The sequence below is a fragment of the Pseudomonas sp. ICMP 8385 genome (genome assembly GCF_002699915.1).
GTDB lineage: Bacteria > Pseudomonadota > Gammaproteobacteria > Pseudomonadales > Pseudomonadaceae > Aquipseudomonas > Aquipseudomonas gessardii.
Genome location: NZ_LKBY01000102.1, coordinates 106225 through 130161, shown reverse-complemented (window position 1 = coordinate 130161; position 23937 = coordinate 106225). Strand labels below are relative to the sequence as shown.

The following is a 23937-nucleotide window of genomic DNA, read 5'->3' as shown; positions in this document are numbered from 1 at the left end:
TTCGTCAATAGCACATTAGAGGAGTAATCCAATGGCTTCTGTTGCGGTTCAACCAGGTTCCAAATCACCCATGGCCTCCAGTCGCCTGAGTCTGCCGGTCGAGGGCATGACCTGCGCCTCCTGCGTCGGTCGGGTCGAGCGTGCCTTGAAAGCAGTGCCCGGCATCGATTCAGCTGCGGTCAACCTTGCCACCGAGCGCGCCGATATCACCTTCAGCGGCCAGGCGGATCCGCAGGCGGCGGTCAGTGCCATTGAGCGCGCGGGGTATGCGGTTCGCGAGGAGACCCTTGAACTGGCAATCGAGGGCATGACCTGCGCCTCGTGCGTTGGTCGTGTCGAGAAGGCGCTGAAAAAAGTTGCGGGGGTGCTCGAAGCCAACGTCAACCTGGCCACCGAGCGCGCTCGCGTGCGCTACCTGGCTGGAATGGTCGCGGCCGCCGACCTGGAAGCGGCGGTCAAACAGGCTGGCTACAGCGCCCGCCGTTTGTCTTCTGAAACACCGGGTGCAGACGATCCAGACAGTGACCGCCGTGAACGCGAAGCCCGTGGATTGCGCTGGTCCTTGCTGATTGCGGCGCTCCTCACCTTGCCGGTGTTCATCCTGGAGATGGGCTCGCACCTGATCCCCGGGATGCACCATTGGGTGATGGAAAACATCGGCCAGCAGACCAACTGGTACATCCAGTTTGGGCTCGCCACCCTGGTTCTGTTCGGCCCGGGGCTGCGTTTCTTCCACAAGGGCGTGCCTGCGTTGTTGCGTGGCGCGCCCGACATGAACTCGCTGGTCTCGGTCGGCACGGCGGCCGCCTATGGCTATTCGGTGGTCGCCACCTTCGTCCCCAAAGTGCTGCCGCCAGGCACCGCCAACGTGTATTTCGAGGCGGCGGTGGTCATCGTGACCCTGATCCTGCTGGGGCGTACCCTGGAGGCCCGGGCCAAGGGCAAGACCTCGCAAGCCATCAAGCGTCTGGTCGGGCTGCAAGCCAAGACTGCGCGTGTCGAACGCGATGGCAAGACCCTCGAAGTTGCCCTCGATGAGGTCACCACTGGCGATATCGTATTTGTGCGTCCGGGCGAGAAGGTGCCGGTCGATGGCGAAGTCATCGAGGGCTCTTCCTACGTTGACGAGAGCATGATCAGTGGCGAACCGGTGCCCGTGTCCAAAGGGGTCGGCAGCGAAGTGGTCGGCGGTACGATCAACAAGACCGGCGCATTCAGCTTCCGCGTCACCAAGATCGGCGCCAATACCGTGCTGGCCCAGATCATCCGCCTGGTGGAGGAGGCACAAGGCTCCAAGCTGCCGATCCAGGCACTGGTCGACAAGGTGACCATGTGGTTCGTGCCGGCGGTGATGGTCGCAGCCACGCTGACCTTCCTGGCCTGGCTGGTATTCGGCCCGGAGCCGGCGCTGACTTTTGCCCTGGTCAACGCCGTGGCGGTGCTGATTATTGCTTGCCCCTGCGCCATGGGCCTGGCCACACCGACCTCGATCATGGTCGGTACCGGACGGGCCGCCGAGCTCGGCGTGCTGTTTCGCAAGGGCGAAGCCTTGCAAGCGCTGCGCGATGTGACCGTGGTTGCGGTCGACAAGACCGGCACCCTGACCAAAGGCCGCCCGGAACTGACCGACCTGATCACCGCCGAGGGCTTTGAATACGACGAAGTGCTGGCCCTGGTTGCCGCGGTCGAGACCCGCTCCGAACACCCGATTGCCGAAGCTATTGTGGCGGCGGCAGAGCAGCGCGACCTCAAGGTCGCCCCGGTTGAGCGCTTCGACGCCACACCCGGCTTCGGTGTCTCTGCCACCGTGGCTGGCCGTACCGTCGCGGTTGGCGCGGATCGCTTCATGACCCAGCTCGGTCTTGATGTGTCGAGTTTCCTGCCCACGGCCAAGCGCCTCGGTGAGCAGGGCAAGAGTCCGCTCTATGCAGCGATCGACGGCCGGCTGGCCGCGGTGATTGCGGTCGCCGACCCGATCAAGGAATCGACGCCCGAAGCCATCAAGGCGCTGCATGCGCTGGGACTCAAGGTGGCGATGATTACCGGCGACAACGCGGCCACCGCCGCCGCGATTGCCAAACAGCTGGGCATCGATGAAGTGGCCGCTGAAGTCCTGCCCGACGGCAAGGTGGCGGTCCTGAAGAAATTCCGCAGTGAGGGCGCCCGGGTCGCGTTCGTCGGTGACGGCATCAACGACGCCCCGGCCCTGGCCGAAGCCGATGTTGGGCTGGCCATCGGTACGGGGACTGATGTGGCAATTGAAGCGGCCGACGTGGTGCTGATGTCGGGCGACCTGCGCGGCGTGCCGAATGCCATCGCCCTGAGCCAGGCGACCATTCGTAACATCAAGCAGAACCTGTTCTGGGCCTTTGCCTACAACGCGCTGTTGATCCCGGTCGCGGCCGGGGTGCTGTACCCGGTGAACGGCAGCTTGCTGTCGCCGATTTTCGCCGCAGCGGCGATGGCGCTTTCCAGTGTCTTCGTGCTTGGCAACGCATTGCGCCTCAAGCGCCTGCAGGTTCCGCTGTCGGTTGACTCGCGCCCTGAGGCCGCCGTCAGCAGCCCTGTGGCCGTACCGGCGAATTAATCCTTGATCATTGACCCCGGCCTGCGGGCCGGTTGATCCCGCCCCCCTGAGAAGAGCGTCCTGATGAAACAGATCGAAATACGCCAGGCCGCACGGACCATCGCTGTGCCAGAAGGCATGACGATACTGCAAGCGGCCCTCGCCAACAGTATCGCTTACCCCCATGGCTGCCGGTCCGGGCGCTGTGGCTCATGCAAGTCACGGCTGATCAGTGGCGAAGTGGAGTTGCTGAAACACAGCGGCTTCGCGCTCTCGGACGAGGAGAAAAGCCAGGGGCTGATCCTTGCCTGCTGCGCCCTCCCGCGTACCGATGCGATCCTGGCCTGGGTGAGCGGCGACGAACAGCTCCCGGACCACCCCCGTCGCCAGCTCGATTGCCGGGTTAAAGCCATCGACAATGCGACCCACGATATCAAGCGGCTCCAGCTCGATATCGGTGAGGCCGAGCCGCTGGTATTTACTGCCGGCCAATATGCGCGGCTGACGTTTCCGGGTGCACCTGCTCGCGATTACTCGATGGCGAACGGGCCTGGTGAGCGAGTGCTGGAGTTTCACATTCGACGGGTGCCGGACGGTGCCACCACCGAGCACGTTCATCAGCGGTTGAGGCCCGGCGACCCGGTCGTGCTCGAAGGGCCGTTCGGTTCTGCCTGTCTGCGCGAGCAGCACGCCGGGCCGATCTTGTGCATCGCCGGTGGCTCGGGCCTTGCGCCTATCAAGGCGATCGTCGAGACGGCCGTTGCCCAGGGAATGAAGCAACCGATCCACGTTTATTTTGGGGCGCGCAGCGAGCGTGACCTCTATCTGGTCGAGCATTTCCAGGGGCTGACGCAACGGTACGCAAACCTGAGGTTTATTCCGGTGCTCTCGCAGGCCTCGGTCACGGGGCACTGGCGTACCGGTTACGTCACCGATGCGATTGCCCACGACCTAACATATCTCGATGGCTGGAAAGCCTATGTGGCAGGGCCGCCCTTGATGGTCGAGGCGGCTATGCAGATCACCCGGGCCCGCGAGCTGCGTGCCGAGGACCTGCATGCCGATGTGTTCTTTACGCCGACAGAAAAACTTGAGGAGACATGAGGTGAAAAAGTTAGTTGCTGCTTTGATAGTTGCCAATATTGCACTGGGTTCCACGGCAGTCATGGCAACAGGAGGCAACCCGTATAACAATGGTCATTATGAATTGATGAATAAAGACACTACGCCAATGCTGGTCTGGCGTAATGGGAAGTTGGTCAAGAACCCTGAATACGCAATCGAGCGTAGCAACGCCCAGGAGTCGCGTCAGAACGTCCCCCCTACCAGTGACGGCTCCAAGCAAGATGAATAACAGAGTGGTTTTTTTCATTTGAAAGTATTTGACCTTGCCACACAGGGAAGGACTATATTTTTAACGTCGTCAATAATCAGGAGGTCCAGATGTATAGTTTCAATGTTCCCAACATGACATGCGGCGGCTGCGCCAGGGCAGTCACCAGTGCCCTGAAAAGTGTTGATCCAGATGCCCAGATAAAAACCGACCCGCCCACCCGCGAAGTCCAGATCGAAAGCTCGCGGGACAGGAGCGTTTTTGTGCAAGTGCTCAGCGAGGCCGGCTATCCCGAAAAACCGTAACCCCCAACATTAACGCCACTGCAAGCGCGTCCGGGCCCGGATCCACCGCATGTGTGCGTGTTTTTCCTGATTGCGGCTGAGCGCGAAAAAAATTGTATTAATTGCTTGACCTTTCCACCGTGGGAAGCTTTAGGCTCATCCTAACAACAATAAGAGGATAGTCCGATGCGTTCCGTTACTTTACAAAATCGCTGTAACTCCGCCCCCTATTCCGCTGTTCTGTTTATCCACTCGGATCGACCGAATAAAGGTGTATCTGCGTCCCCTATATTGAACTTACGCCACACTTATTAGTGTGCACTAACGTTCATATAACCACGGTTCAACTCACTGCTTCGCTCGCCAGAGTGGCGTTCGCGTAGGCAGGCATCATGCTCATGATCAGGGATATAGCCGTAGCCTTGAATATGAAGTCATGGTGAAAGGGAATGTGTGTGTCGCTAATGGAGCTCTACATGGATAAGTTAAGCGAAAATCGCAATACCGTTGTCTCAGAAAATACCTTGGGCAAAATGCACACCGCTGTGCCGGATGTGCCGGCGCTGTTGGCCGAAGCCTTGAAGCCAGGCGCCAGCTACTCGCGGGTTGCACAGGCACTTGAAGCCCTTCTTGAACTGACTGCCAATGGATTGGCCGGAGACGCAACTGCCTACGCGCAATACCAGGCATTGCTGCTCGAACTGCACGTTCCGGGTGAGGCTAGCACCGAGCCAACCCGTCGCTGGATGGCGAGCCAGGTGTACCTGATCGAAGACGAATTTGCCCCCCCGTTACCCGACTTTGAAGTGGTCTCGGTGGACGAATTCCGTAAAAAGATCGATGCCGAAATCGAAGCACGCAGCCGTGTGAACCACCCGATGTCGGTTCACCTGTTCCAGGGCACGCCGCCGCATGAAGACGTGCGCTTCTTCCTTGAGCACCACTGGACCCGTTCCTACAACTTCTACAGCCTCCTGGCCGAGCTCGCGTTCCGCTTTGAAGCGATTGAAGATGCCTCTGTGTTCTACCGCAACCTGTATGGCGAAGCGGGTGCAGAAACCCCGGATCGTTCGCATCCGGCATTGCTCTCCCATCTTATGACGCATTTCAACATTCCTCTGCGCATCGATTTTCCTGCGCTGCACCCCTTGGAAAAGGCTTACCTCAACAACCGCATTCGTTGTGTGCGCCACACCGACGTGGCCTGGGGCCTGGCCTTGCTCTACGCGGTCGAGTCGGTCAGTTGCGTCAACCATCGACGTATCTACGAGATGTTGCAGCGCCTGGGTGTTCCAGAAGAGCCCAGCGAGTTTCATCGCCTTCACGGTACTCAGGATGAGATCGATACCGAAGAGATGTGGGCACTGATTGCCAAGTTCGCGCCGAGCCCCGCGTTCCAGCACTCGTTCATGCAGGCACTGGCACGCCACTTTGAAATCAACAAGGCGTACTTCGACATGCTGTGGCAACAAATGCAGGCGCAATCGAGCCACAAAGCCTGAGCCAATGCGGTGCACGTAGAACGAGATAAGGAGCACACAGGATGAATTTTTCTTTGCAGCAACTTCAGCAACTTGATACCCGCGAAGCACGTATTGTCGTCGACGCGCTCGGCCCCGATGCAACGCCTGGCCAAATCGAAACCGCGGCCAGCATGCTTACCGTTTTGACCGAGACCGCCCTTAAGGGCAATGCTTCGGCCCAGGCCGAGTATCAGCAACTGCTTTATATCCTCTCGCTGAGCGATGACGTGGCAACCGCGCTGACCCGGCGCTGGCTGGCCAATGCGGTCTACCGCGTAGAAGAGCGCTTCATGCCTTCTACCGATCTGACGTCACCGCTGTCCGAAGAGGCGTTCGAGCAACGGCTCAAACAAGAGATTGCCGCGCAATCGCGGGAAAACCACCCAATGTCCCAGTATGTGTTCGCAGGCTCTGCCTCCCGCGCACAACTGCAGGTCTTCTTGCGCCACCAGTGGTTTCGCACATTCCGCCTGTACCGGGATGCGGCAGACCTGCTGGTGAACCTGACCGATGTCGACGAGGCGGCAGCGCTCGCCCGCTACCTGTACGGAGAGCTGGGCGAAGAAGACGAGCGGGCGTCACACCCGCGCTTGCTGGCCAGGCTGCTCAACGCCATTGGCCTGGAGGCTGACTTCGAGGCGATCTCGACGATGCCCGAAGAAATCGCCTACCTCAATAACCGTGCCCGCAGCTTCCGTAATCCAGATGCTGGCTGGGGCCTGGCGGTGTTCTACATCACTGAGCTGGTCGTTCCCGGCAACCACGAGAAGCTCTATCACGCGCTGCTCCAGGCCGGGCTCAGTGAAGAGGCGGCTGAGTACTACAAGATTCACATCAGCCTCGTCCCGCCTCGCGCCAAGCGTGAATGGCAACTGATCGCGCGACGCATCCCCGACGTGGCGTTCCAGAATGCCTTCCTGACCTCATTGTCGCAGCACTTCCGTGTGGAACGGGCGTATTACGACGCGGTCTGGAAGCAACTGCAAAGCCTTCAGTGACCGTCCCCGGGACCTAGCGAGCAAGCAGACATGCCGAGTCACATAACAGAATCCCGTATCCACGGGGGCGCTTACTCGTCCCCGGAATTTGCCGCGATCTTCTCTGATAGCAATCAGGTGCAGACGTGGCTTGATGTCGAGCAAGCATTGGCGGCAACCCAGGCCGAGATGGGCATCATTCCCCATGAGGCCGCGCGGGAGATCGCCCGCGTGGCCAAGGTGGAACTGTTCGATCTGCAGGCCCTGGGCCAGGAAAGCATGGAGACAGGACATATCCTGGTGCCCACCATCCGGGCACTGGCCAAGGCCTGTAGCGCCCACTGGGGGGAATACGTGCACTACGGCGTGACCACCCAGGACATCCTTGATACAGGGCTCATCCTGCAGATCAAGGACGCCTGGGGGCACACCCTGAGCCGGCTGCATTCGATCCGTGAGCATCTGCGCGTCCTGGCGTTGCGTTACCAGCACACGCCGATGGTTGCGCGAACCCATGGCCAGCAGGCGCTGCCCACGACGTTCGGCTACAAGGTGGCGGTTTGGCTCGATGAAATCGACCGTCACCTGGAGCGTTTTGACGAGGCCCAGGCGCGGGTACTGGTGGGCAACCTGACCGGGGCGGTGGGCACCATGGCCGCGTTTGGTGCGCAGGGTTTTGAGATTCAGCGGCGCACGCTGGCCAGGCTCGGGTTGGCGGCACCGCTGACCAGTTGGCACAGCGCACGAGACCGGGTGCTGGAGGCTGCATGGCTCCTGGTCCAGACCTCGATGACCCTGGGCAGGGTGGCGAATGAAATCTATCACCTGCAACGCACCGAGATAGACGAAGTGCGCGAGCACAGCCGAGCGGGGCAGGTTGGCAGCAGCACCATGCCGCACAAACAAAACCCGTCGACGGTCGATCTGATCAGCGCTCTGTCGCGGCTGGTCCGGGCGCAGATGGTGGCGCTGACCGACGCCGCGTTTCAGTTGCACGAACGGGATGGCACGACCTGGCGCATCGAGTGGGCGGCGTTGCCCGAACTGTTCATTTATGCCGGTGCCCTGCTCACCCGCATGGATGGTGTGCTGGCGGCAGGGCTCGATGTCCGGGAGGAGCGCATGCGTTCCAACCTTGACCTGCTGGGCGGCCTGATTCTGTCGGAGCGGGTGATGCTCGCCCTGGCGGCGCAGTTTGGCAAACAGACGGCCCATGAACTGGTGCATGAGGTGTCCCTGGCGTCACGGCGAAGCGGGATTTCGTTTCGCGACGCCTTGCTCAAGCACAAACGCCTGCAAGGCTGTTTTACCCCGCAGGCGCTCGAAGATCTGCTCAACCCCGCCACCTATACCGGGCTGGCGGCGGACATGGTCGAGCAGGTCGCTCGCAAGCCGCTGTCCACCCCTTTACATGGAGCTGGTGAAGGGGCGATCTCAACTCAAGGAACTCTCAGTCAGTCTCAGTACGTGATGGAGGATATGTGATGGATTCACAAACGCTGGAAATGGTCGGGCGTTCGTCGTGCACCGTACATTCGGACAACCTCGGCACCGATCAGGCCGAATCGGCGTGCCGGCACGAGCATAGCCACATTCTCGATTCGCAAACCCATGGAGGAGGGTATGCCGGCCCCGTCAGCCGGAGAATTTTCTGCAGCCACTGCCGCCTGCAGCGCTGGCTCGACGTGGAGGCCGCGCTGGCGATGGCGCAGGCGGATGTCGGCATCATCCCGCAACAGGCCGCGCTCGAAATTGAGAAGGCGGCACGGCTCTCGACCGTCAACTTGCTCCAGATCGCCGAGGGCGTGGCCAGTACGGGCCACTCGCTGATGCCGCTGCTCAGTGCCTTGCAGCAAAACTGTAGCCCGAGTGCCCGTGAATACGTGCACTTCGGCGCCACCACCCAGGACATCCAGGACACCGCCCAGTCCCTGGAAATGCGTGATGTGCTGGACGCCATGGAGGGTTCGCTCGAAGGGCTGTTGCTCAAGCTGACCACGTTGGCGAACGAGCAGCGCAATGCCCTTATGGTCGCCAGAACCCACTCGATTCCGGCCTTGCCCACTACGTTCGGGCTGAAAGTGGCGGGCTGGATCGACGAACTCATGCGCCATCGCGAGCGCCTGGGGGAAGCCCGCAAGCGGGTTCTGGTGGTGCAGCTGTTTGGTGGCGTCGGCACGATGGCGGCGTTTGGCACTGAGGCCATGCCCATGCTTGAGCGCTTTGCGCAGCGGCTGTCGTTGGATGCACCCCTGGCCGGTTGGCATGTGTCCCGTGACCGCGTGGCGGAATTCGTCAGCACCCTGGCGATGGTCACCGCGTCGCTGGCGCGGATTGCGGATGAGATCCGCACCCTGAACCGCTGGGAGATCGGCGAGCTTGAGGTGGGCTGGAGCGCGCAGCAGATCGGCAGCAGTACCATGCCGCACAAGCGCAACCCTGAAGGCTGCGAACAGGTGGTCGTGCTCGCGCGTTTGGCCAAGGTCCAGGTCATGCTCGCTCTGGATGCAATGATTTTGGAGCACGAGCGCGACTATCGCGGCACGCGCCTTGAGTGGTGCGCGGTTGCGGATGTCTCCCACTATGCGCTGATGGCGATCTCGCTGCTGACCGACACGATCATTGGCCTGACCGTCAACGACAAAACCATGGAACGCACGGCAAACGCCTTCAGCGAGGCCATTTGCACCGAGGCATTCGTGTTTGAAATGGCGAAAAAACTGGGCAAGAGCAGCGCCTACGCAATCATCTTTGAGATCACCCAGGCGAGCCAGCGCAACCGGGTGTCGATGCGTGAGGCCATTGAGTCCGATCCGCGGGTCAGTGCGGTCATGGGGGAGGAAACCCTGGCAAAGCTGTTTGAGCCTAGAAGTCATCTGGGCATGGCTGAAAAAATCGTCGACAACGTGCTGGGCAAGGCTGCCGGGCATTACTGAGTCACCCACCGCTTATGCGGGCGCAGAAATAATCCAGGAGAGAGAAATGTCAAAGGCTATGGAAGTGGATAACGCGAAGGTCGAGCAGTTTTCTGCGAGAATCATGGAAGATTATGGCAACACCCTGCGTGGGGCCATGCTCTACATCGGCGATCAGTTGGGCTTGTTCAAGACCCTTGCGGACAGTGAGTGGGTGACCTTGGAGGAGCTGGCGCAAAAGAGCGGCTACAACGCGCGTTACCTGCGTGAGTGGCTGGGCAGCATGGCGACCGGCAACTACGTCACCTACGATCCGCAAACCAGGCGCTACCGCATGCCGCCCGAATTTGCGCCCGTGCTGGCGGACGAAGAGTCACCGTATTTCGCCGGTGGCATCATCCAACTGAGCGTTCCTTTTGTGAGCATGGCGCCGAAAGTTATCGAGGCCTTCCGCAATGGGGGTGGCTGCGCAGAAGAAGCGTTCCCGCTTGAGACCTGGGAGGGGATGGAGCGCATGACCATGCCCTGGTACAAGCACTACCTTGTCCAACACTGGATCCCGTCGCTGGACGGCGTCGAAGAAAAGCTGCGCACCGGTGGCAGCGTGCTTGATTTTGGCTGCGGCAGCGGCCTGGCCGCGATCACCATGGCCAAGGCGTATCCTGAGGCTCAGGTCTATGGCTGTGACTTCCATGGGCCGTCCATCGAACGTGCGCGGGCCAACGCCAAGGCTGCCGGGGTGGCTGACCGGGTGCATTTTGAAGTCAGTGATTCCGATGCGTTGGTCGGTAAGAAATTCGACTTCGTCACCACCTTTGTGGTGATCCACGATGCCACCGATCCACAGCAAATGATCAAGGACCTGCGCGAATCGACCGCTGATGACGGCACCTTCCTTATGGTCGAGCTCAACCTCTCCGATGAGCTGCATGAAAACATGAACCTGTTCGGTCGGGTGATGTACCCGCAGAGCACGCTTTACTGCATGACCTGCTCGCTGTCCCATGGCGGTGAAGGGCTGGGTGCCTTCATGGGCGAGGACCGTGCGCGGCAGATGGCCGAGAAGGCGGGGTTCAGCCGATTCCGCAAAGTCCCCTCGGCCCGACCTGCGCTGCCCGCGTTGTTCGAGCTCAAGCCTTAACGCCAGCCCAATCCTGGTGTGAGCGAGACCTGCTCACTCACACCAAGGATCGCCCACAGGTATTTTGAACAAAAAAATAGCCCTCGAAACGAGGGCTATTTTAGTGGGGCTTGGTGTCACGCCACGTCAAGCAGCGCTACCGGATCAGCAGCTGTAGTACAGCTCGTATTCTAGTGGGTGTACGAAGGTGCGGACCTTGATTTCTTCTTCGCTTTTCAGGGCGATGTAGGCATCGATAAAGTCGTCGCTGAACACGCCGCCTTTGGTCAGGAACGCACGGCCCTTGTCCAGCTCTTCCAGGGCTTCTTTCAGGCTGCCGCACACTTGTGGGATCTCTTTGGCCTCTTCAGGCGGCAGGTCGTACAAGTTCTTGTCGGCGGCGTCGCCTGGGTGGATCTTGTTCTGGATGCCGTCCAGGCCAGCCATCAGCAGTGCAGCAAAGCCCAGGTACGGGTTGGCGGCTGGATCCGGGAAACGTGCTTCGATACGGCGAGCGCGAGGGCTGGACACGTAAGGAATACGGATCGACGCGGAACGGTTGCGTGCCGAGTAGGCCAGCATGACCGGCGCTTCAAAACCTGGCACCAGACGCTTGTAGGAGTTGGTCGACGGGTTGGTGAAGCCGTTCAGGGCCTTACCGTGCTTGATGATACCGCCGATGAAGTACAGGGCGGTGTCGGACAGGCCGGCATAACCTTCGCCAGCGAAGGTGTTCTTGCCATCTTTGGCGATGGACAAGTGAACGTGCATCCCCGAACCGTTATCGCCGTACAGAGGCTTAGGCATGAAGGTCGCGGTACGGCCGTAGGCTACAGCTACGTTGTGTACGCAGTACTTGAGGGTCTGTACTTCGTCAGCCTTGGCCACCAGGGTGTTGAACTTCACACCGATTTCGTTCTGGCCGGCAGTCGCCACTTCGTGGTGGTGAACTTCGATGACCAGGCCCATGTCTTCCATGGCGTTGCACATGGAGGTACGGATTTCGTGGTCATGGTCGAACGGTGGCACCGGGAAGTAGCCGCCTTTGACGCCTGGACGGTGGCCATGGTTGCCGCCTTCCACGTCCTGGTCGGACATCCACGAGCCCTGGTCGGAGAAGATCTTGAACATGGAGCCGGAGATGTCGGACTTGAACTTCACTTGGTCAAAGATGAAGAACTCAGGCTCAGGACCCACGAATACGGTGTCACCGATACCGGTGGACTTCAGGTATTCCTCGGCACGCTTGGCGATCGCACGTGGGTCGCGGTCGTAGCCTTGCATGGTCGAAGGCTCGATCACGTCGCAGACGATGATCAGGGTCGGCTCTTCGGTGAACGGGTCGAGTACGGCGGTGGAGTCGTCCGGCATCAGGATCATGTCGGAGGCTTCGATGCCTTTCCAGCCGGCAATGGAGGAACCGTCGAACATTTTGCCTTCTTCAAAGAAGGCGTCATCCAGCGCGTCGCGAGCCGGCATGGTCACGTGGTGCTGAGTGCCTTTGGTGTCCGTGAAGCGCAGATCAATCCATTTAACGTCATGATCTTTGATGAGTTGAACCGACTTCGACATAGTGTCCTCCGGGTGGCTTCGGGCTGGGGTAGTGGAGTAGCCCTTAGAATGTGGGTGATGCCGGCGCGGATAGTCCGCCATGGCAACCTGCCTCACAAGAGAGCAAATTACATGCCAGTGCCCCGACATGGGTTTTTTGCCTCAAAATGGCCCCTATAAAGGTGCAAATCGTTAAAGCGGCAAAAAATACGCACTGCAATGTAGCGTAACGCTTTATTAATGCACTTATTTGGTGCGCGATACGCCGTTTGTATATTAACTGGTTAAACCTTGAGCGATTTCCGCTATAATCCGCGCCCCCCTTTTTCGGCTGGCCCTGTGCGCGCTGTTTCCATGAAATTAATCGTTAAAGTCTTTCCCGAGATCACCATCAAGAGCCGACCGGTACGGATGCGTTTCATCCGTCAGTTGGCCAAGAATATCCGCGCCGTGCTCCGTGACCTGGACCCGGCCGTGGTGGTGAACGGTGTGTGGGACAATCTCGAGCTGGAAACCCGCGTTACCGACCCTAAGGCCTTGAAAGATATGACCGAGCGCCTGAGCTGCATGCCGGGCATCGCGCATTTCCTGCAGGTGGACGAGTACCCCCTGGGCGACTTCGACGACATCACGCAAAAATGCAAACTGCACTTTGGCAGCAGCCTTGAAGGCAAGATTTTTTCGGTGCGTTGCAAGCGTGCCGGCAAGCACCCGTTCAGCTCCATGGACGTCGAGAAATACGTCGGCAGCAAGCTGCGTCGCGAGTGCGGCGCCGCTGGAATTTCGCTGAAAGAGCCGCAAATTGAAGTGCGCATCGAAATTCGCGACCAACGGTTGTTTGTGATCCACAGTCAGCACAACAGCATCGGCGGCTACCCGCTGGGGGCGCTGGAGCAGACCCTGGTGCTGATGTCCGGCGGTTTCGACTCCACCGTGGCGGCCTACCAGATCATGCGCCGCGGCCTGATGAGCCACTTCTGCTTCTTTAACCTGGGCGGGCGTGCACACGAATTGGGCGTGATGGAAGTCGCGCACTATATCTGGAAGAAGTACGGCAGTTCCCAGCGCGTGCTGTTTGTCAGCGTACCGTTCGAGGAAGTCCTGGGAGAAATTCTCGGAAAAGTCGATAACGGTCATATGGGCGTCGTATTGAAGCGTATGATGTTGCGTGCAGCGTCGAAAATCGCCGACCGCCTGCAAATCGAAGCGCTGGTGACCGGCGAGGCGATTTCCCAGGTCTCCAGCCAGACCCTGCCGAACCTGTCCGTGATCGACTGCGTGACCGACAAGCTGGTATTGCGCCCGCTGATCGCCAGCCACAAGCAGGACATCATCGACCTGGCCAACGAAATCGGCACCGCTGATTTCGCCAAGCACATGCCAGAGTACTGCGGGGTCATCTCGGTGAACCCCAAGACCCATGCCAAGCGCCACCGCGTGGAGCATGAAGAGAAAGAATTCGACATGGCGATTCTGGAGCGAGCGCTCGAGAACGCCAAACTGGTGCCGATCGATCGGGTCATCGACGAGTTGGGCCAGGATGTGCAGATCGAAGAAGTCAGCGAAGCCCTGGCCGGCCAGATCGTCATCGACATCCGTCACCCGGATGCCGCTTGCGACGAGCCGCTGGAAATCGCTGGCATCGACGTGCAAGCGCTGCCGTTCTATGCACTGAACGCGCGTTTCAAGGAACTGGATAACAGCCGTCAGTACCTGCTGTATTGCGACAAAGGCGTGATGAGTCGCCTGCATGCCCACCATTTGCTCAGTGAGGGGCATGCCAATGTGCGCGTTTATCGACCGAGCTAAGAGCCCGGGGCTGTTTGCCTGTGGCCTGCGTCACCGGCCCCCCGACTCTGCCGTCAAGCTGTAACGGCAAGGCCTGACTCTACTGTTAATCGCTGCCACGACCTGTCAGCACACCGAATCCTCTGATCGAGATACACAAGTGATCGAAAATCTACGTAACATCGCCATCATTGCCCACGTTGACCATGGTAAAACCACCCTGGTAGACAAACTCCTGCGTCAATCCGGCACCCTGGAGCGCAACGAGCTCAACGACGAGCGCGTGATGGACTCCAACGACCAGGAAAAAGAGCGCGGTATTACCATCCTGGCGAAAAACACCGCCATCAACTGGAACGGCTACCACATCAACATCGTGGACACCCCGGGCCACGCCGACTTCGGCGGCGAAGTTGAACGTGTAATGTCGATGGTCGACTCCGTTCTGCTGCTGGTTGATGCCCAAGACGGCCCTATGCCGCAAACTCGTTTCGTGACCAAGAAGGCTTTTGAAGCCGGCCTGCGTCCAATCGTGGTGATCAACAAGGTTGACCGTCCAGGCGCGCGCCCGGACTGGGTTCTGGACCAGATCTTCGACCTGTTCGACAACCTGGGCGCCACCGAAGAACAACTGGACTTCAAAGTCGTCTACGCCTCGGCCCTGAACGGCATTGCCGGTCTGGAACACACCGCCATGGCTGAAGACATGACCCCGCTGTACCAGTCGATCGTCGACAACGTACCTGCGCCGAAAGTCGACCGTGACGGTCCGTTCCAGATGCAAATCTCGGCACTGGACTACAACAGCTTCCTCGGTGTTATCGGCGTTGGCCGTATCGCCCGTGGTCGCGTCAAGCCGAACACTCCGGTCGTGGCTATCGACGCCACCGGCAAGAAGCGTAACGGTCGTATCCTGAAGCTGATGGGTCACCACGGTCTGCACCGTATTGACGTTGAAGAAGCGGCGGCTGGCGACATCGTGTGCATCAGCGGTATGGACTCGCTGTTCATCTCCGACACCCTGTGCCACCCGGACATGGTTGAAGCAATGGTGCCGTTGACCGTTGACGAGCCAACCGTTTCCATGACCTTCCAGGTAAACGACTCGCCTTTCTGCGGTAAAGAAGGCAAGTTCGTGACTTCCCGTAACATCAAGGAACGTCTGGACAAAGAGCTGCTGTACAACGTTGCACTGCGCGTTGAAGAAGGCGACTCGGCTGACAAGTTCAAGGTTTCCGGCCGTGGTGAGCTGCACCTCTCGGTACTGATCGAAACCATGCGTCGCGAAGGCTTCGAAATGGGCGTAGGTCGTCCTGAAGTGATCATCCGTACCGTTGACGGCGTGAAGCAGGAACCGTTTGAAAACGTCACCATCGACACCCCGGAAGAATCCCAGGGCAAGGTCATGGAAGAGATGGGCCTGCGTAAGGGCGACCTGACCAACATGGTGCCGGATGGCAAAGGCCGTGTGCGTCTGGAATACAACATCCCTGCTCGTGGTCTGATCGGTTTCCGTAACCAGTTCCTGACCCTGACCAACGGTGCTGGCATCCTGACCTCGATCTTCGATCGCTACGACACCATGAAGTCCGGCGACATGTCCGGCCGTCAGAACGGTGTTCTGGTATCGGTAGAAACCGGCAAGGCGCTGACCTACTCCCTGGAAACCCTCCAGGCGCGTGGCAAGCTGTTCGTTGAACACGGTCAAGAGATCTACAACGGCCAGATCGTTGGTCTGAACAGCCGTGACAACGACATGGGCGTCAACCCAACCAAAGGCAAGAAGCTCGATAACATGCGTGCTTCGGGTAAAGACGAAACCATCGCCCTGGTTCCACCTGTTCGCTTCACCCTGGAACAGGCTCTGGAATTCATCCAGGACGACGAGCTGTGCGAAGTGACGCCTAAGTCCATCCGTCTTCGTAAGAAGATCCTGGACGAAGGCGAGCGTACCCGCGCTGCCAAAAAGGCCAAGAACTGATCCTTAGTTCCAGCTGAATAAAAACGCCCCCGGTCGAAAGGCCGGGGGCGTTTTTTTATGCCTTGTGATCGTTCCCACGCTCCGCGTGGGAATGCCTCCTGGGGCGCTCTGCGCCCCGCTGCCAAGGGCAAGCGGCTGCATTCCCACGCGGAGCGTGGGAACGATCCATCCGGGTTAGAACTTGTCGAGCGTGCGCAGCTTGGTCTCGCGCACCACTTCCTTGGGCTTGTACGCGCAATACCCCGGCCGTGGCCCGATTTTCGGGTGATTGCGGCAGGTATCCGGGCGCTTGTCATAAATAGTGCAGAAGCGCGTCTTACGATCCAGGTACAGGCAGTCGTTGTTGCTCATGCGCTGCAGGGTAAAAATCTCGGACTTGGAGTTGAACCGTTCGACAATGCCTTCCTTCTGCAAGCGCTTGGCGATGTTCTTCGGCGGGTCGCCGCGCTCGAATTCATCGACGATGCCAATGCGGATCAAATCCTTGATCTTCACCTCAACCGGCAGGGTGCAGCAGTTGGACGTGCAGCCGCCGCACATGTGGCTGGAGTATTTCTGCCACGTTTCGAGACGGTCGAGTTCCGCGGCGGCGATCAGTTGAGGCTTCATCAGGTTTCCAAGAGGGGCTTTGTCCGGGCGCGCGATCATACCGGGATTGGTGATTTTTTGAACAGTATTTTACGGGTTTCGGCTCAAAGGCGGCTTTGGCACGTAAACAGGCACGGCCCCTGCATCTAATTGCTCTATGGATGAATGAGTGAAAAACTGCCGAACCGTCAGCCACGGGGTTTGTCAGACCGTCTAGGCTCTAAGACTTCCCTTCTTCTATCTCGCCCGAGGTCGCACCGATGTCTGAGGAACCGCTTGTACGAGAAGCAGAGGTAGCCGCGTTTCGCGAGGCTGTCTTGACCAAGCTCACTTATGCGGTGGGCAAGGATCCCGATCACGCCTTTGACCACGACTGGTTTGAAGCCATTGCCCTGGCGGCGCGCGACCATATGGTCGAGCACTGGATGGACCACACGCGGCGTATCTACCGGCGCGGGCAGAAGCGGGTGTATTACCTGTCCCTGGAGTTCCTGATAGGCCGCTTGCTGTTTGACAGCCTGAGCAACCTCGGCCTGCTGGAGGTGGCGCGCGAAGCCCTCGGCGAGTTGGGTGTGGACCTGGAGCGCATTCGCCTGCTGGAGCCCGATGCGGCCCTGGGCAACGGTGGCCTGGGGCGCCTGGCCGCGTGCTTTATGGAAAGCATGTCGACCTTGGGCATTGCCGGCCATGGCTATGGCATTCGCTACGAGCACGGGCTGTTTCGCCAGGCGATTGTCGATGGCTGGCAGCAGGAACAGACCGAGCGCTGGCTGGATTTTGGCAACCCCTGGGAGTTCGAGCGCGCCGAGGTGATCTACCCGATCGGCTTTGGCGGCAGCGTCGAGACCGTGCTGGATGAGTCCGGCAAGTCGGTTCAGGTCTGGTCGCCCAATGAAACCGTGCGCGCGGTGGCCTATGACACCCCGGTGGTCGGCTGGCGTGGGGCCAGTGTGAACACCTTGCGCCTGTGGCGTGCCCGCGCCGTGGAAGACCTGCACCTGGAGCGCTTCAACGCCGGCGACCATTTGGGCGCCGTTGCCGAAGTGGCCCGTGCCGAAAGCATCTCCAGGGTGCTTTACCCGGCCGACAGCACCGAAGCGGGGCAGGAATTGCGCCTGCGCCAGGAATACTTCTTCGTCTCGGCCTCCCTGCAAGACCTGCTGCGCCGCCACAAAAACATGCACGGCTCGGTATTGAGCCTGGGCGAACACGCAGCCATCCAGCTCAACGACACCCACCCGTCCATCGCCGTGGCCGAATTGATGCGCCAATTGGTCGACTTGCACGATATCGCCTGGGATGCGGCCTGGCAGGTCACGGTGGAGACGCTGTCCTACACCAACCACACCCTGCTCCCCGAAGCCCTGGAAACCTGGCCAGTGGGCCTGATGGAACGCATGCTGCCGCGGCACATGCAGATCATCTATCTGATTAACGCCCAGCACATCGACTCGCTGCGGGCCAAGGGCATCCACGATTTCGACGTGCTGCGTGCGGTCTCGCTGATCGAAGAAGACAACGGCCGGCGCGTGCGCATGGGTAACCTGGCGTTTCTTGGTTCCCACAGTGTCAACGGCGTCTCGGGGCTGCACACGCAGTTGATGCGCAGCACGGTGTTTTCCGAACTGCACAAGCTCTACCCCGACCGAATCAACAACAAGACCAACGGTATTACCTTCCGTCGCTGGCTGTTCCAGGCCAACCCCAAGCTTACGGCCATGCTGGTGGACGCCCTGGGCCCGGACATCCTCGACAATATGGAGGAGCGCCTGGTAGAGCTGGAGACCTTTGCCGAGAAGGAGGCGTTCCGCAAGGCTTTCGCCGAGCAGCGCCTGCACAGCAAGCGCGTGCTGGCCGATATCATTCATGAGCGCCTGGGGATTTCGGTCAACCCGGCGGCGATGTTCGATGTGCAGGTCAAGCGGATCCACGAGTACAAGCGCCAGTTGTTGAACCTGTTGCACACCGTTGCCCTGTATCAGGCGATTCGTGCCGAGCCCGAGGTGAATTGGGTGCCGCGGGTGAAAATCTTTGCCGGTAAGGCGGCGGCCAGCTATCACCAGGCCAAGCTGATCATCAAGCTGACCAACGACATCGCCCGTACCGTGAACAACGACCCGACCGTGCGCGGCCTGCTCAAGGTGGTGTTCCTGCCCAACTACAACGTCAGCCTGGCAGAAAACATCATCCCGGCGGCCGACCTGTCGGAACAGATCTCCACCGCCGGGTTCGAGGCGTCGGGCACCAGCAACATGAAATTCGGCCTCAACGGCGCACTGACCATCGGCACCATGGACGGCGCCAACGTCGAGATGCACGAGCGCATCAGCTGCGAGCACATGTTTATCTTCGGCCTGAGCGCCGAGCAGGTGGATGCACGCAAACAGGCCGGTGAATTCAATGCCGCTCCCGATATTGCGGCGTCCCACCGCTTGAACGACGTGCTGCAAGCGATCCGTGGCGGGGTGTTCTCGCCGGACGATCCGGGGCGCTATGTGGGGCTGATTGATTCGTTGATCGACTACGACCGCTTCCTGGTGTGTGCCGACTTCGATGCCTACTGGGCCGCCCAGGCGCGGGTCGAAGCCCATTGGCATGACTCCAAGGAATGGTGGCGTTCGGCGGTGCTCAACACGGCGCGCACGGGCTGGTTCTCGTCCGACCGAACCATCCGGGAATATGCGACCGAGATCTGGAAAGCCTTGGACTAGACGCCACGCAACCCCCTGTAGGAATGGGCTTGTGTAGGAGCTGGCTTGCCTGCGATAGCATCCCCTCGGTGTTACTGATACACCGAGGCGTCTGCATCGCAGGCAAGCCAGCTCCCACATGGGTTGCGCGTCTATATACTAGGCCTCGGTTTGCTTAGGGATTTGGACCATGCAATGGATGTTCATGCTGATTGGCCTGGTGCTCGGCTGGGCGCTGGATGAATCGTTCAGTGATGCAGGCTTCGGTGCACTGCTGGGTTTGGGGATTGGCCAGGCCATTCGCCTGTCGCACCTCGGCAGTGCCCTGAAGGCGCTGGAGCAACGCCTCGCGCTGCTGGAAAAGCCGCCTCAGGTCGAACCATCCATGGCCGAACCCGCGCCCGCCCCAGAGCTGGTCTGGGAGTTGCCCGCCGAACTGCAACCCATCTCTGCTCCCGAGCCGAGCCCGCCGCTGCCGGACGACCTGTGGAAACCGGCCGCCGTTGCCCGCGAAGCTGAACCCGAAACGCCCCGTAGCCCCAACCTGATCGAACGGGCCATCGGCGCCGCGCGCAACTGGCTGCTGGGCGGCAATACCGTGCTGCGGGTCGGTGTCGTCCTGCTGTTTTTGGGCCTGGCGTTTTTGCTGCGCTATGCCACCGAAGGTGTGGACGTGCCCATTGAGCTGCGTTACGCCGGGGTCGCCGCCTGCGCCCTGGGCTTGCTGGGCCTGGGTTGGTGGCTGCGCCTGCGCCGGGGCAGTTACGCGCTGATCCTGCAAGGCACCGGTATTGCGGTGTTGTACCTGACGGTGTTCGCCGCCATGCGCCTGCATCCCTTGCTCGACCCCGGCGCGGCGCTCGGCCTGTTGGTGGCGGTGACGCTGTTCTCGGCGATCCTGGCGATTACCCAGGACGCCATCGGCCTGGCCTGCGCCGCTGCCCTCGGCGGGTTTGCCGCGCCGATCCTGGCGTCCACCGGCGAAGGCAGCCATGTGGCGCTGTTCAGCTACTTCGCCCTACTCAACGCCGGCATTCTCGCCATCGCCTGGTTCAAGGCCTGGCGCTTGCTCAATGTGATTGGCTTTGCCGGCACCTTCGGCATTGGCTTCGCCTGGGGCATTCGTTCCTACACCCCGGAACTGCTGTGGAGTACCGAGCCATTCTTGATCCTGTTTTTCCTGATGTACCTGGCCATCGGCCTGTTGTTTGCGCGGCGTAAACTCCTGGAAACCCCCGACGCTCCGGCCGATGCCAGCCGTGGCGCGCTGCTGCGCTGGTCGGCAGCCAAGGGCGATTATGTCGATGGCGGCCTGTTGTTCGGCCCGCCGCTGGTGGCGTTTGGTTTGCAGTTCACCCTGGTGCAACACCTGGCCTTTGCTCCGGCTTTCAGTGCGCTGGCATTGGGCATCATCTATATGGCCCTGGCGCGGGTGCTCAGGGGCGGGCGCACGGTGTTGCTGGCAGAAACCTGCCTGGCCCTGGGCGTGATCTTCGCCAGCCTGGCGATCCCCCTGGGCCTGGATGCGCGCTGGACCGCCGCCGCCTGGGCGGTGGAGGGCGCGGGGATCCTCTGGCTTGGCCTGCGTCAGCAGCGCACGTTGGCGCGAGGGTTCGGCCTGTTGTTGCAACTGGGCTCGGCGCTGGCCTTTCTCAGTGAGTTTGACGTGGGCCAGCACACGCTGCTGGAAGGGGCGGCGCTGGGTGCGTTGTTGCTCGGCGTGGCGTTGCTGTTCAGCTTCCACCAACTGCGCAAGGCTGCGCATGGGCAGATCAGCCAGTGGGAGCGCAAGGGCTTGCCGGTCCTGGCCGGCCTAGGCCTGGGTTTTGTGTATCTGCTGGCACCGTTGCTGCTGGCCGAGCAGGGCACCGCGATCAGCTGGGCGCTGGCGGGGCTGGTCAGCGTGTTTGTCGGCCTGCATATCGCTTCGCGCACTGTCCTGTTCTGCGCGCTCGGCGTGCAAGTGTTGGCGGGGGCGTTGCTCACGCTGACGTCATGGGGCGCCGAGGAATTGCCGGTGTTTCGCCATATCGGTTTCTGGGCGCCCATGCTGGTCGGGCTGGCCGCCTTTGTCGGGGCCTGGCGTTTGCAGGGCGGCGGTCAACGGCTCAACTTGCCGCTGCTAGCCAACGGCCTGCTGGCCTGGGGCGCGGCGTGGTGGGTGTTGGCGCTGAACCACGAAGTGCTGCGCTTCACCCCGCCGGAGTTGCAAGCCACCTTCCTATTGGCGGCGGCAGCGGCCAGCGCGGCACTGTGGACGCTGCTGGCGTTGCGCCTGCGCTGGGCCTCCCTGGCCACCCTCTGCCTGTTGCTGATGCCGGCGGCGGCGCTGGTGCTGCTGGTGTCGTTGCATCGCTATTACCATCCGGCAGCCGAATGGGGCTGGCTGGCCTGGCTCGCGGTGTTCGCCGTGCATTTTATCGCGCTGCGTTATTTGGCCGACCTGGCAGCGGCCAAGTCCCTGAGCGTGGCCCATGTGCTGGGCTGCTGGATGCTGATCGGCATGCTGGCCCTGGAGTTACGCTACGGCCTGTTGGTGCTCTCGGTGCAATACAACGCCTGGCGCTGGCTGGGCTGGGCGATTTTCCCCAGCCTGTACCTGATAGCGGTTGCTGCGCCGCGCCAGTGGCCGTGGCCGATATCTGCTTATTCGCGTGAATACCGCTTGCTGGCCGCGCTGCCGCTGGCGGCGCTGATGCTGGTGTGGTTCTGGCTGGCCAATATCTTCAGCGACGGTACGGCCAAACCCTTGCCATACGTACCGTTGCTCAACCCCTTGGATCTTGGCCTGCTGTTCGCGCTGCTGGGTGTGTACCTGTGGGCGCGCAGCGCGGCGCTGCAACTGGGCGGCCGCACCCCGTGGGTGGCCCAGGGCGTTGCCGGGGTCTCGCTGTTTGCCTTCTTCACCGCCTTGGTGATGCGCGCGGCGCACCATTGGGGCGGCGTGCCGTTTGAGCTGGATGCGTTGCTCGATTCGATGCTGGTCCAGGCCGGGCTGTCGATTGTCTGGACCCTGATTGCCCTGGGCCTGATGATCGGCGGCCATCTGCGCAATCGTCGGGAGGTGTGGCTGGTCGGCGCGGTGCTGATTGGGGTGGTGGTCGCCAAACTGTTCCTCGTCGAGCTGAGCAACCGTGGCGGGCTGGAGCGGATTGTGTCGTTTATCGGCGTGGGCGGGTTGTTGCTGGTGGTGGGTTATTTCGCCCCGCTGCCGCCTAAACGTGAACTGCAAGGAGCATCCTCTTGATCGGCAAACTGAGCATCGCGCTATTGGGCCTGTGTGCCGCCTTATCGGCAGGGGCCCGGGAAGCCCCCGGCGACTTCACCCGCCAGGCGCCACTGCTGATCAGCGGCGAAGGCCCTTGGTACCGCCTGGAACTGCCGCTGGCCGTGCAATTGAGCGCCCGTCAGGCGGATCTGCGTGATGTGCGGGTCTTCAATGCGGCCGGTGAGCCCCTGGCATATGCGCTGGTGCGGCAGTCGGCCCAAGGCACAGAAAACCTGACCCGCCTCAAGGGCTTCCCGTTGTACGCCACCGCCGACAGTGGCGACACCGCACCGGGCGTGCGCGTGCAATCCAGCGCCACCGGCACCTTGGTCCAGGTGCAACCTGCCAGTGAAGCGCCGACCGGCACGCAGGTGCGGCGCGGCTGGTTGCTTGATGCCAGTGCGGTCAAGGCACCGTTGCACAAACTGATCCTCGACTGGAGTAGCGAGCGCGACGGTTTCCAGCGTTTCAGCATTGAAGCCAGCGACGACTTGCAGCAGTGGCGGGCGTGGGGCGAAGGGCAGGTGGCGCGCCTGGCGTTTGCCGATGAACGGGTAGAGCAGTGTGAAGTCGCTTTGCCAGGGCAGCCGGCCCGCTATTTACGCCTGTTATGGCAAGGCCAGGCCGCGCCTGAGTTGACGTCCATCCAAGTGCAGAGCACCAGCAGCCTGCCATTGGCGCTGGTCTGGTCACAGCCGATGGCCGGTAGCGTCATCCAGCCCGGGCAATACAGCTGGCAGTTGCCCACGGCGCTGAATATCGAACGGGTGCGCATCGAGTTGCATCAATCCAATAGCCTGGCGCCGGTTGGCCTGCTGGGGCGCCAGGGCAGCCAGCAGGCGTGGCAGCCGTTGAGCCGTGGTTTGCTCTACCGGTTGACGCAGGGCGGGCAAGACGTCACCCAGGATCAATTGCAGCTGCCGGGTTACCCGGTCGAGCAACTCAAGCTGGAGGTCGATGAGCGCGGTGGCGGCCTGGGGGCCGAAGCCCCGGCGTTGCGCTTTGCCGTGCGGGCCACGCAACTGGTGTTCCTGGCGCGGGGCGAGCCGCCGTTCACCCTGGCGGTGGGCAACCCGACGGTCAAGGCGGCGAACCTGTCGTTGGCGACGCTGATTCCCGACTACTCACCGCAGCGCCTCGCGGCGTTGGGCCAGGCCAGGGTCGATGGCCAGTGGCCCGCCAATGTGCCGGTCGCACCCACTGTCGCAGGTATCAACTGGCAGGCAATCGGCCTGTGGGCCGTATTGCTGCTGGGCGTAGCGGCACTCGGGGGCATGGCCTACAGCCTATTGCGCAAGCCGCCGGCCAAGCCCTGAGCCGGGGCCTACATGAACTCTGTCAGGCTTATCTCGT

16 protein-coding genes are annotated in these 23937 nt (G+C 61.0%); 14 read left to right on the top strand and 2 right to left on the bottom strand.

Translation table 11 applies throughout. From position 1 onward, the window contains the following. The first annotated feature begins 31 nt into the window (after positions 1-31). The 9 genes from AO268_RS16210 to AO268_RS16170 all read left to right on the top strand — a co-directional run bounded on the left by AO268_RS16210 (position 32) and on the right by AO268_RS16170 (position 10739). On the top strand, positions 32-2587 hold the full coding sequence (locus tag AO268_RS16210) for a heavy metal translocating P-type ATPase (RefSeq protein ID WP_099169244.1): 2556 nt from the start codon (positions 32-34) through the stop codon (positions 2585-2587). 63 nt (positions 2588-2650) lie between these two features. Continuing rightward, complete coding sequence (locus AO268_RS16205) at positions 2651-3670, top strand: 2Fe-2S iron-sulfur cluster-binding protein (RefSeq protein ID WP_099169243.1); 1020 nt, start codon at positions 2651-2653, stop codon at positions 3668-3670. Between the two features lies 1 nt (position 3671). Next, positions 3672-3920: a hypothetical protein gene (locus tag AO268_RS16200; RefSeq protein WP_099169242.1), complete on the top strand. Its 249-nt coding sequence runs from the start codon at positions 3672-3674 to the stop codon at positions 3918-3920. Between the two features lie 89 nt (positions 3921-4009). After that, positions 4010-4204, top strand: coding sequence for a heavy-metal-associated domain-containing protein (locus tag AO268_RS16195; protein ID WP_076961669.1), 195 nt, complete (start codon positions 4010-4012; stop codon positions 4202-4204). 512 nt (positions 4205-4716) lie between these two features. Further along, a complete protein-coding gene (locus AO268_RS16190) occupies positions 4717-5685 on the top strand; it encodes an HOASN domain-containing protein (protein WP_076961783.1) in 969 nt (322 codons plus the stop codon). Positions 5686-5726: 41 nt separating this feature from the next. After that, complete coding sequence (locus AO268_RS16185) at positions 5727-6704, top strand: HOASN domain-containing protein (protein ID WP_076961670.1); 978 nt, start codon at positions 5727-5729, stop codon at positions 6702-6704. Between the two features lie 30 nt (positions 6705-6734). After that, on the top strand, positions 6735-8168 hold the full coding sequence (purB, locus tag AO268_RS16180) for an adenylosuccinate lyase (protein WP_099169241.1): 1434 nt from the start codon (positions 6735-6737) through the stop codon (positions 8166-8168). Further along, entirely contained in the window at positions 8168-9619 is a 1452-nt protein-coding gene (locus AO268_RS16175; protein WP_076961672.1) for a class-II fumarase/aspartase family protein, read from the top strand. Before purB ends, AO268_RS16175 begins: the two co-directional genes overlap by 1 nt. 46 nt (positions 9620-9665) lie before the next feature. Further along, complete coding sequence (locus AO268_RS16170) at positions 9666-10739, top strand: class I SAM-dependent methyltransferase (RefSeq protein ID WP_076961673.1); 1074 nt, start codon at positions 9666-9668, stop codon at positions 10737-10739. A 144-nt stretch (positions 10740-10883) separates the two neighbouring features. Here the strand turns inward: AO268_RS16170 and glnA are convergent, their stop codons facing one another. Then, a complete protein-coding gene (gene glnA / locus AO268_RS16165; RefSeq protein ID WP_029295916.1) occupies positions 10884-12290 on the bottom strand; it encodes a glutamate--ammonia ligase in 1407 nt (468 codons plus the stop codon). Between the two features lie 333 nt (positions 12291-12623). Here glnA and thiI point away from each other — a divergent pair, with 333 nt between their 5' ends. Next, the gene (gene thiI, locus AO268_RS16155) at positions 12624-14078 is read left to right on the top strand and encodes a tRNA uracil 4-sulfurtransferase ThiI (RefSeq protein ID WP_099169240.1); all 1455 of its coding nucleotides are present in this window, start codon (positions 12624-12626) and stop codon (positions 14076-14078) included. A gap of 139 nt (positions 14079-14217) precedes the next feature. Continuing rightward, positions 14218-16038 carry a translational GTPase TypA gene (typA, locus tag AO268_RS16150; protein WP_076961675.1) on the top strand — a complete coding sequence of 607 codons (1821 nt, stop codon included), beginning with the start codon at positions 14218-14220 and terminating at the stop codon, positions 16036-16038. A gap of 174 nt (positions 16039-16212) precedes the next feature. Here typA and AO268_RS16145 read toward each other — a convergent pair whose 3' ends face one another. Further along, on the bottom strand, positions 16213-16647 hold the full coding sequence (locus AO268_RS16145) for a YkgJ family cysteine cluster protein (RefSeq protein ID WP_032862271.1): 435 nt from the start codon (positions 16645-16647) through the stop codon (positions 16213-16215). 239 nt (positions 16648-16886) lie between these two features. Here AO268_RS16145 and AO268_RS16140 point away from each other — a divergent pair, with 239 nt between their 5' ends. The 3 genes from AO268_RS16140 (at position 16887) to AO268_RS16125 (ending at position 23900) form a co-directional block, all read left to right on the top strand. Beyond that, positions 16887-19337 carry a glycogen/starch/alpha-glucan phosphorylase gene (locus AO268_RS16140; protein ID WP_076961676.1) on the top strand — a complete coding sequence of 817 codons (2451 nt, stop codon included), beginning with the start codon at positions 16887-16889 and terminating at the stop codon, positions 19335-19337. 169 nt (positions 19338-19506) lie between these two features. Continuing rightward, positions 19507-22563, top strand: a complete 3057-nt coding sequence (locus AO268_RS16130) for a DUF2339 domain-containing protein (RefSeq protein WP_099169238.1) — start codon at positions 19507-19509, stop codon at positions 22561-22563. After that, positions 22560-23900 carry a DUF3999 domain-containing protein gene (locus AO268_RS16125; protein ID WP_099169237.1) on the top strand — a complete coding sequence of 447 codons (1341 nt, stop codon included), beginning with the start codon at positions 22560-22562 and terminating at the stop codon, positions 23898-23900. The genes AO268_RS16130 and AO268_RS16125 overlap by 4 nt, the downstream gene beginning before the upstream one ends. Positions 23901-23937 lie beyond the last annotated feature (37 nt).

Excerpts from the sequence above, each read along its gene's own strand:
- glnA (WP_029295916.1), bottom strand. The coding sequence starts at position 12,290 with ATGTCGAAGTCGGTTCAACTCATCAAAGATCATGACGTTAAATGGATT.
- AO268_RS16130 (WP_099169238.1), top strand. The coding sequence starts at position 19,507 with ATGCAATGGATGTTCATGCTGATTGGCCTGGTGCTCGGCTGGGCGCTG.
- thiI (WP_099169240.1), top strand. The coding sequence starts at position 12,624 with ATGAAATTAATCGTTAAAGTCTTTCCCGAGATCACCATCAAGAGCCGA.
- AO268_RS16195 (WP_076961669.1), top strand. The coding sequence starts at position 4,010 with ATGTATAGTTTCAATGTTCCCAACATGACATGCGGCGGCTGCGCCAGG.
- AO268_RS16140 (WP_076961676.1), top strand. The coding sequence starts at position 16,887 with ATGTCTGAGGAACCGCTTGTACGAGAAGCAGAGGTAGCCGCGTTTCGC.
- AO268_RS16145 (WP_032862271.1), bottom strand. The coding sequence starts at position 16,647 with ATGAAGCCTCAACTGATCGCCGCCGCGGAACTCGACCGTCTCGAAACG.
- AO268_RS16210 (WP_099169244.1), top strand. The coding sequence starts at position 32 with ATGGCTTCTGTTGCGGTTCAACCAGGTTCCAAATCACCCATGGCCTCC.
- AO268_RS16185 (WP_076961670.1), top strand. The coding sequence starts at position 5,727 with ATGAATTTTTCTTTGCAGCAACTTCAGCAACTTGATACCCGCGAAGCA.
- purB (WP_099169241.1), top strand. The coding sequence starts at position 6,735 with ATGCCGAGTCACATAACAGAATCCCGTATCCACGGGGGCGCTTACTCG.
- AO268_RS16175 (WP_076961672.1), top strand. The coding sequence starts at position 8,168 with ATGGATTCACAAACGCTGGAAATGGTCGGGCGTTCGTCGTGCACCGTA.
- AO268_RS16170 (WP_076961673.1), top strand. The coding sequence starts at position 9,666 with ATGTCAAAGGCTATGGAAGTGGATAACGCGAAGGTCGAGCAGTTTTCT.
- AO268_RS16190 (WP_076961783.1), top strand. The coding sequence starts at position 4,717 with ATGCACACCGCTGTGCCGGATGTGCCGGCGCTGTTGGCCGAAGCCTTG.
- AO268_RS16205 (WP_099169243.1), top strand. The coding sequence starts at position 2,651 with ATGAAACAGATCGAAATACGCCAGGCCGCACGGACCATCGCTGTGCCA.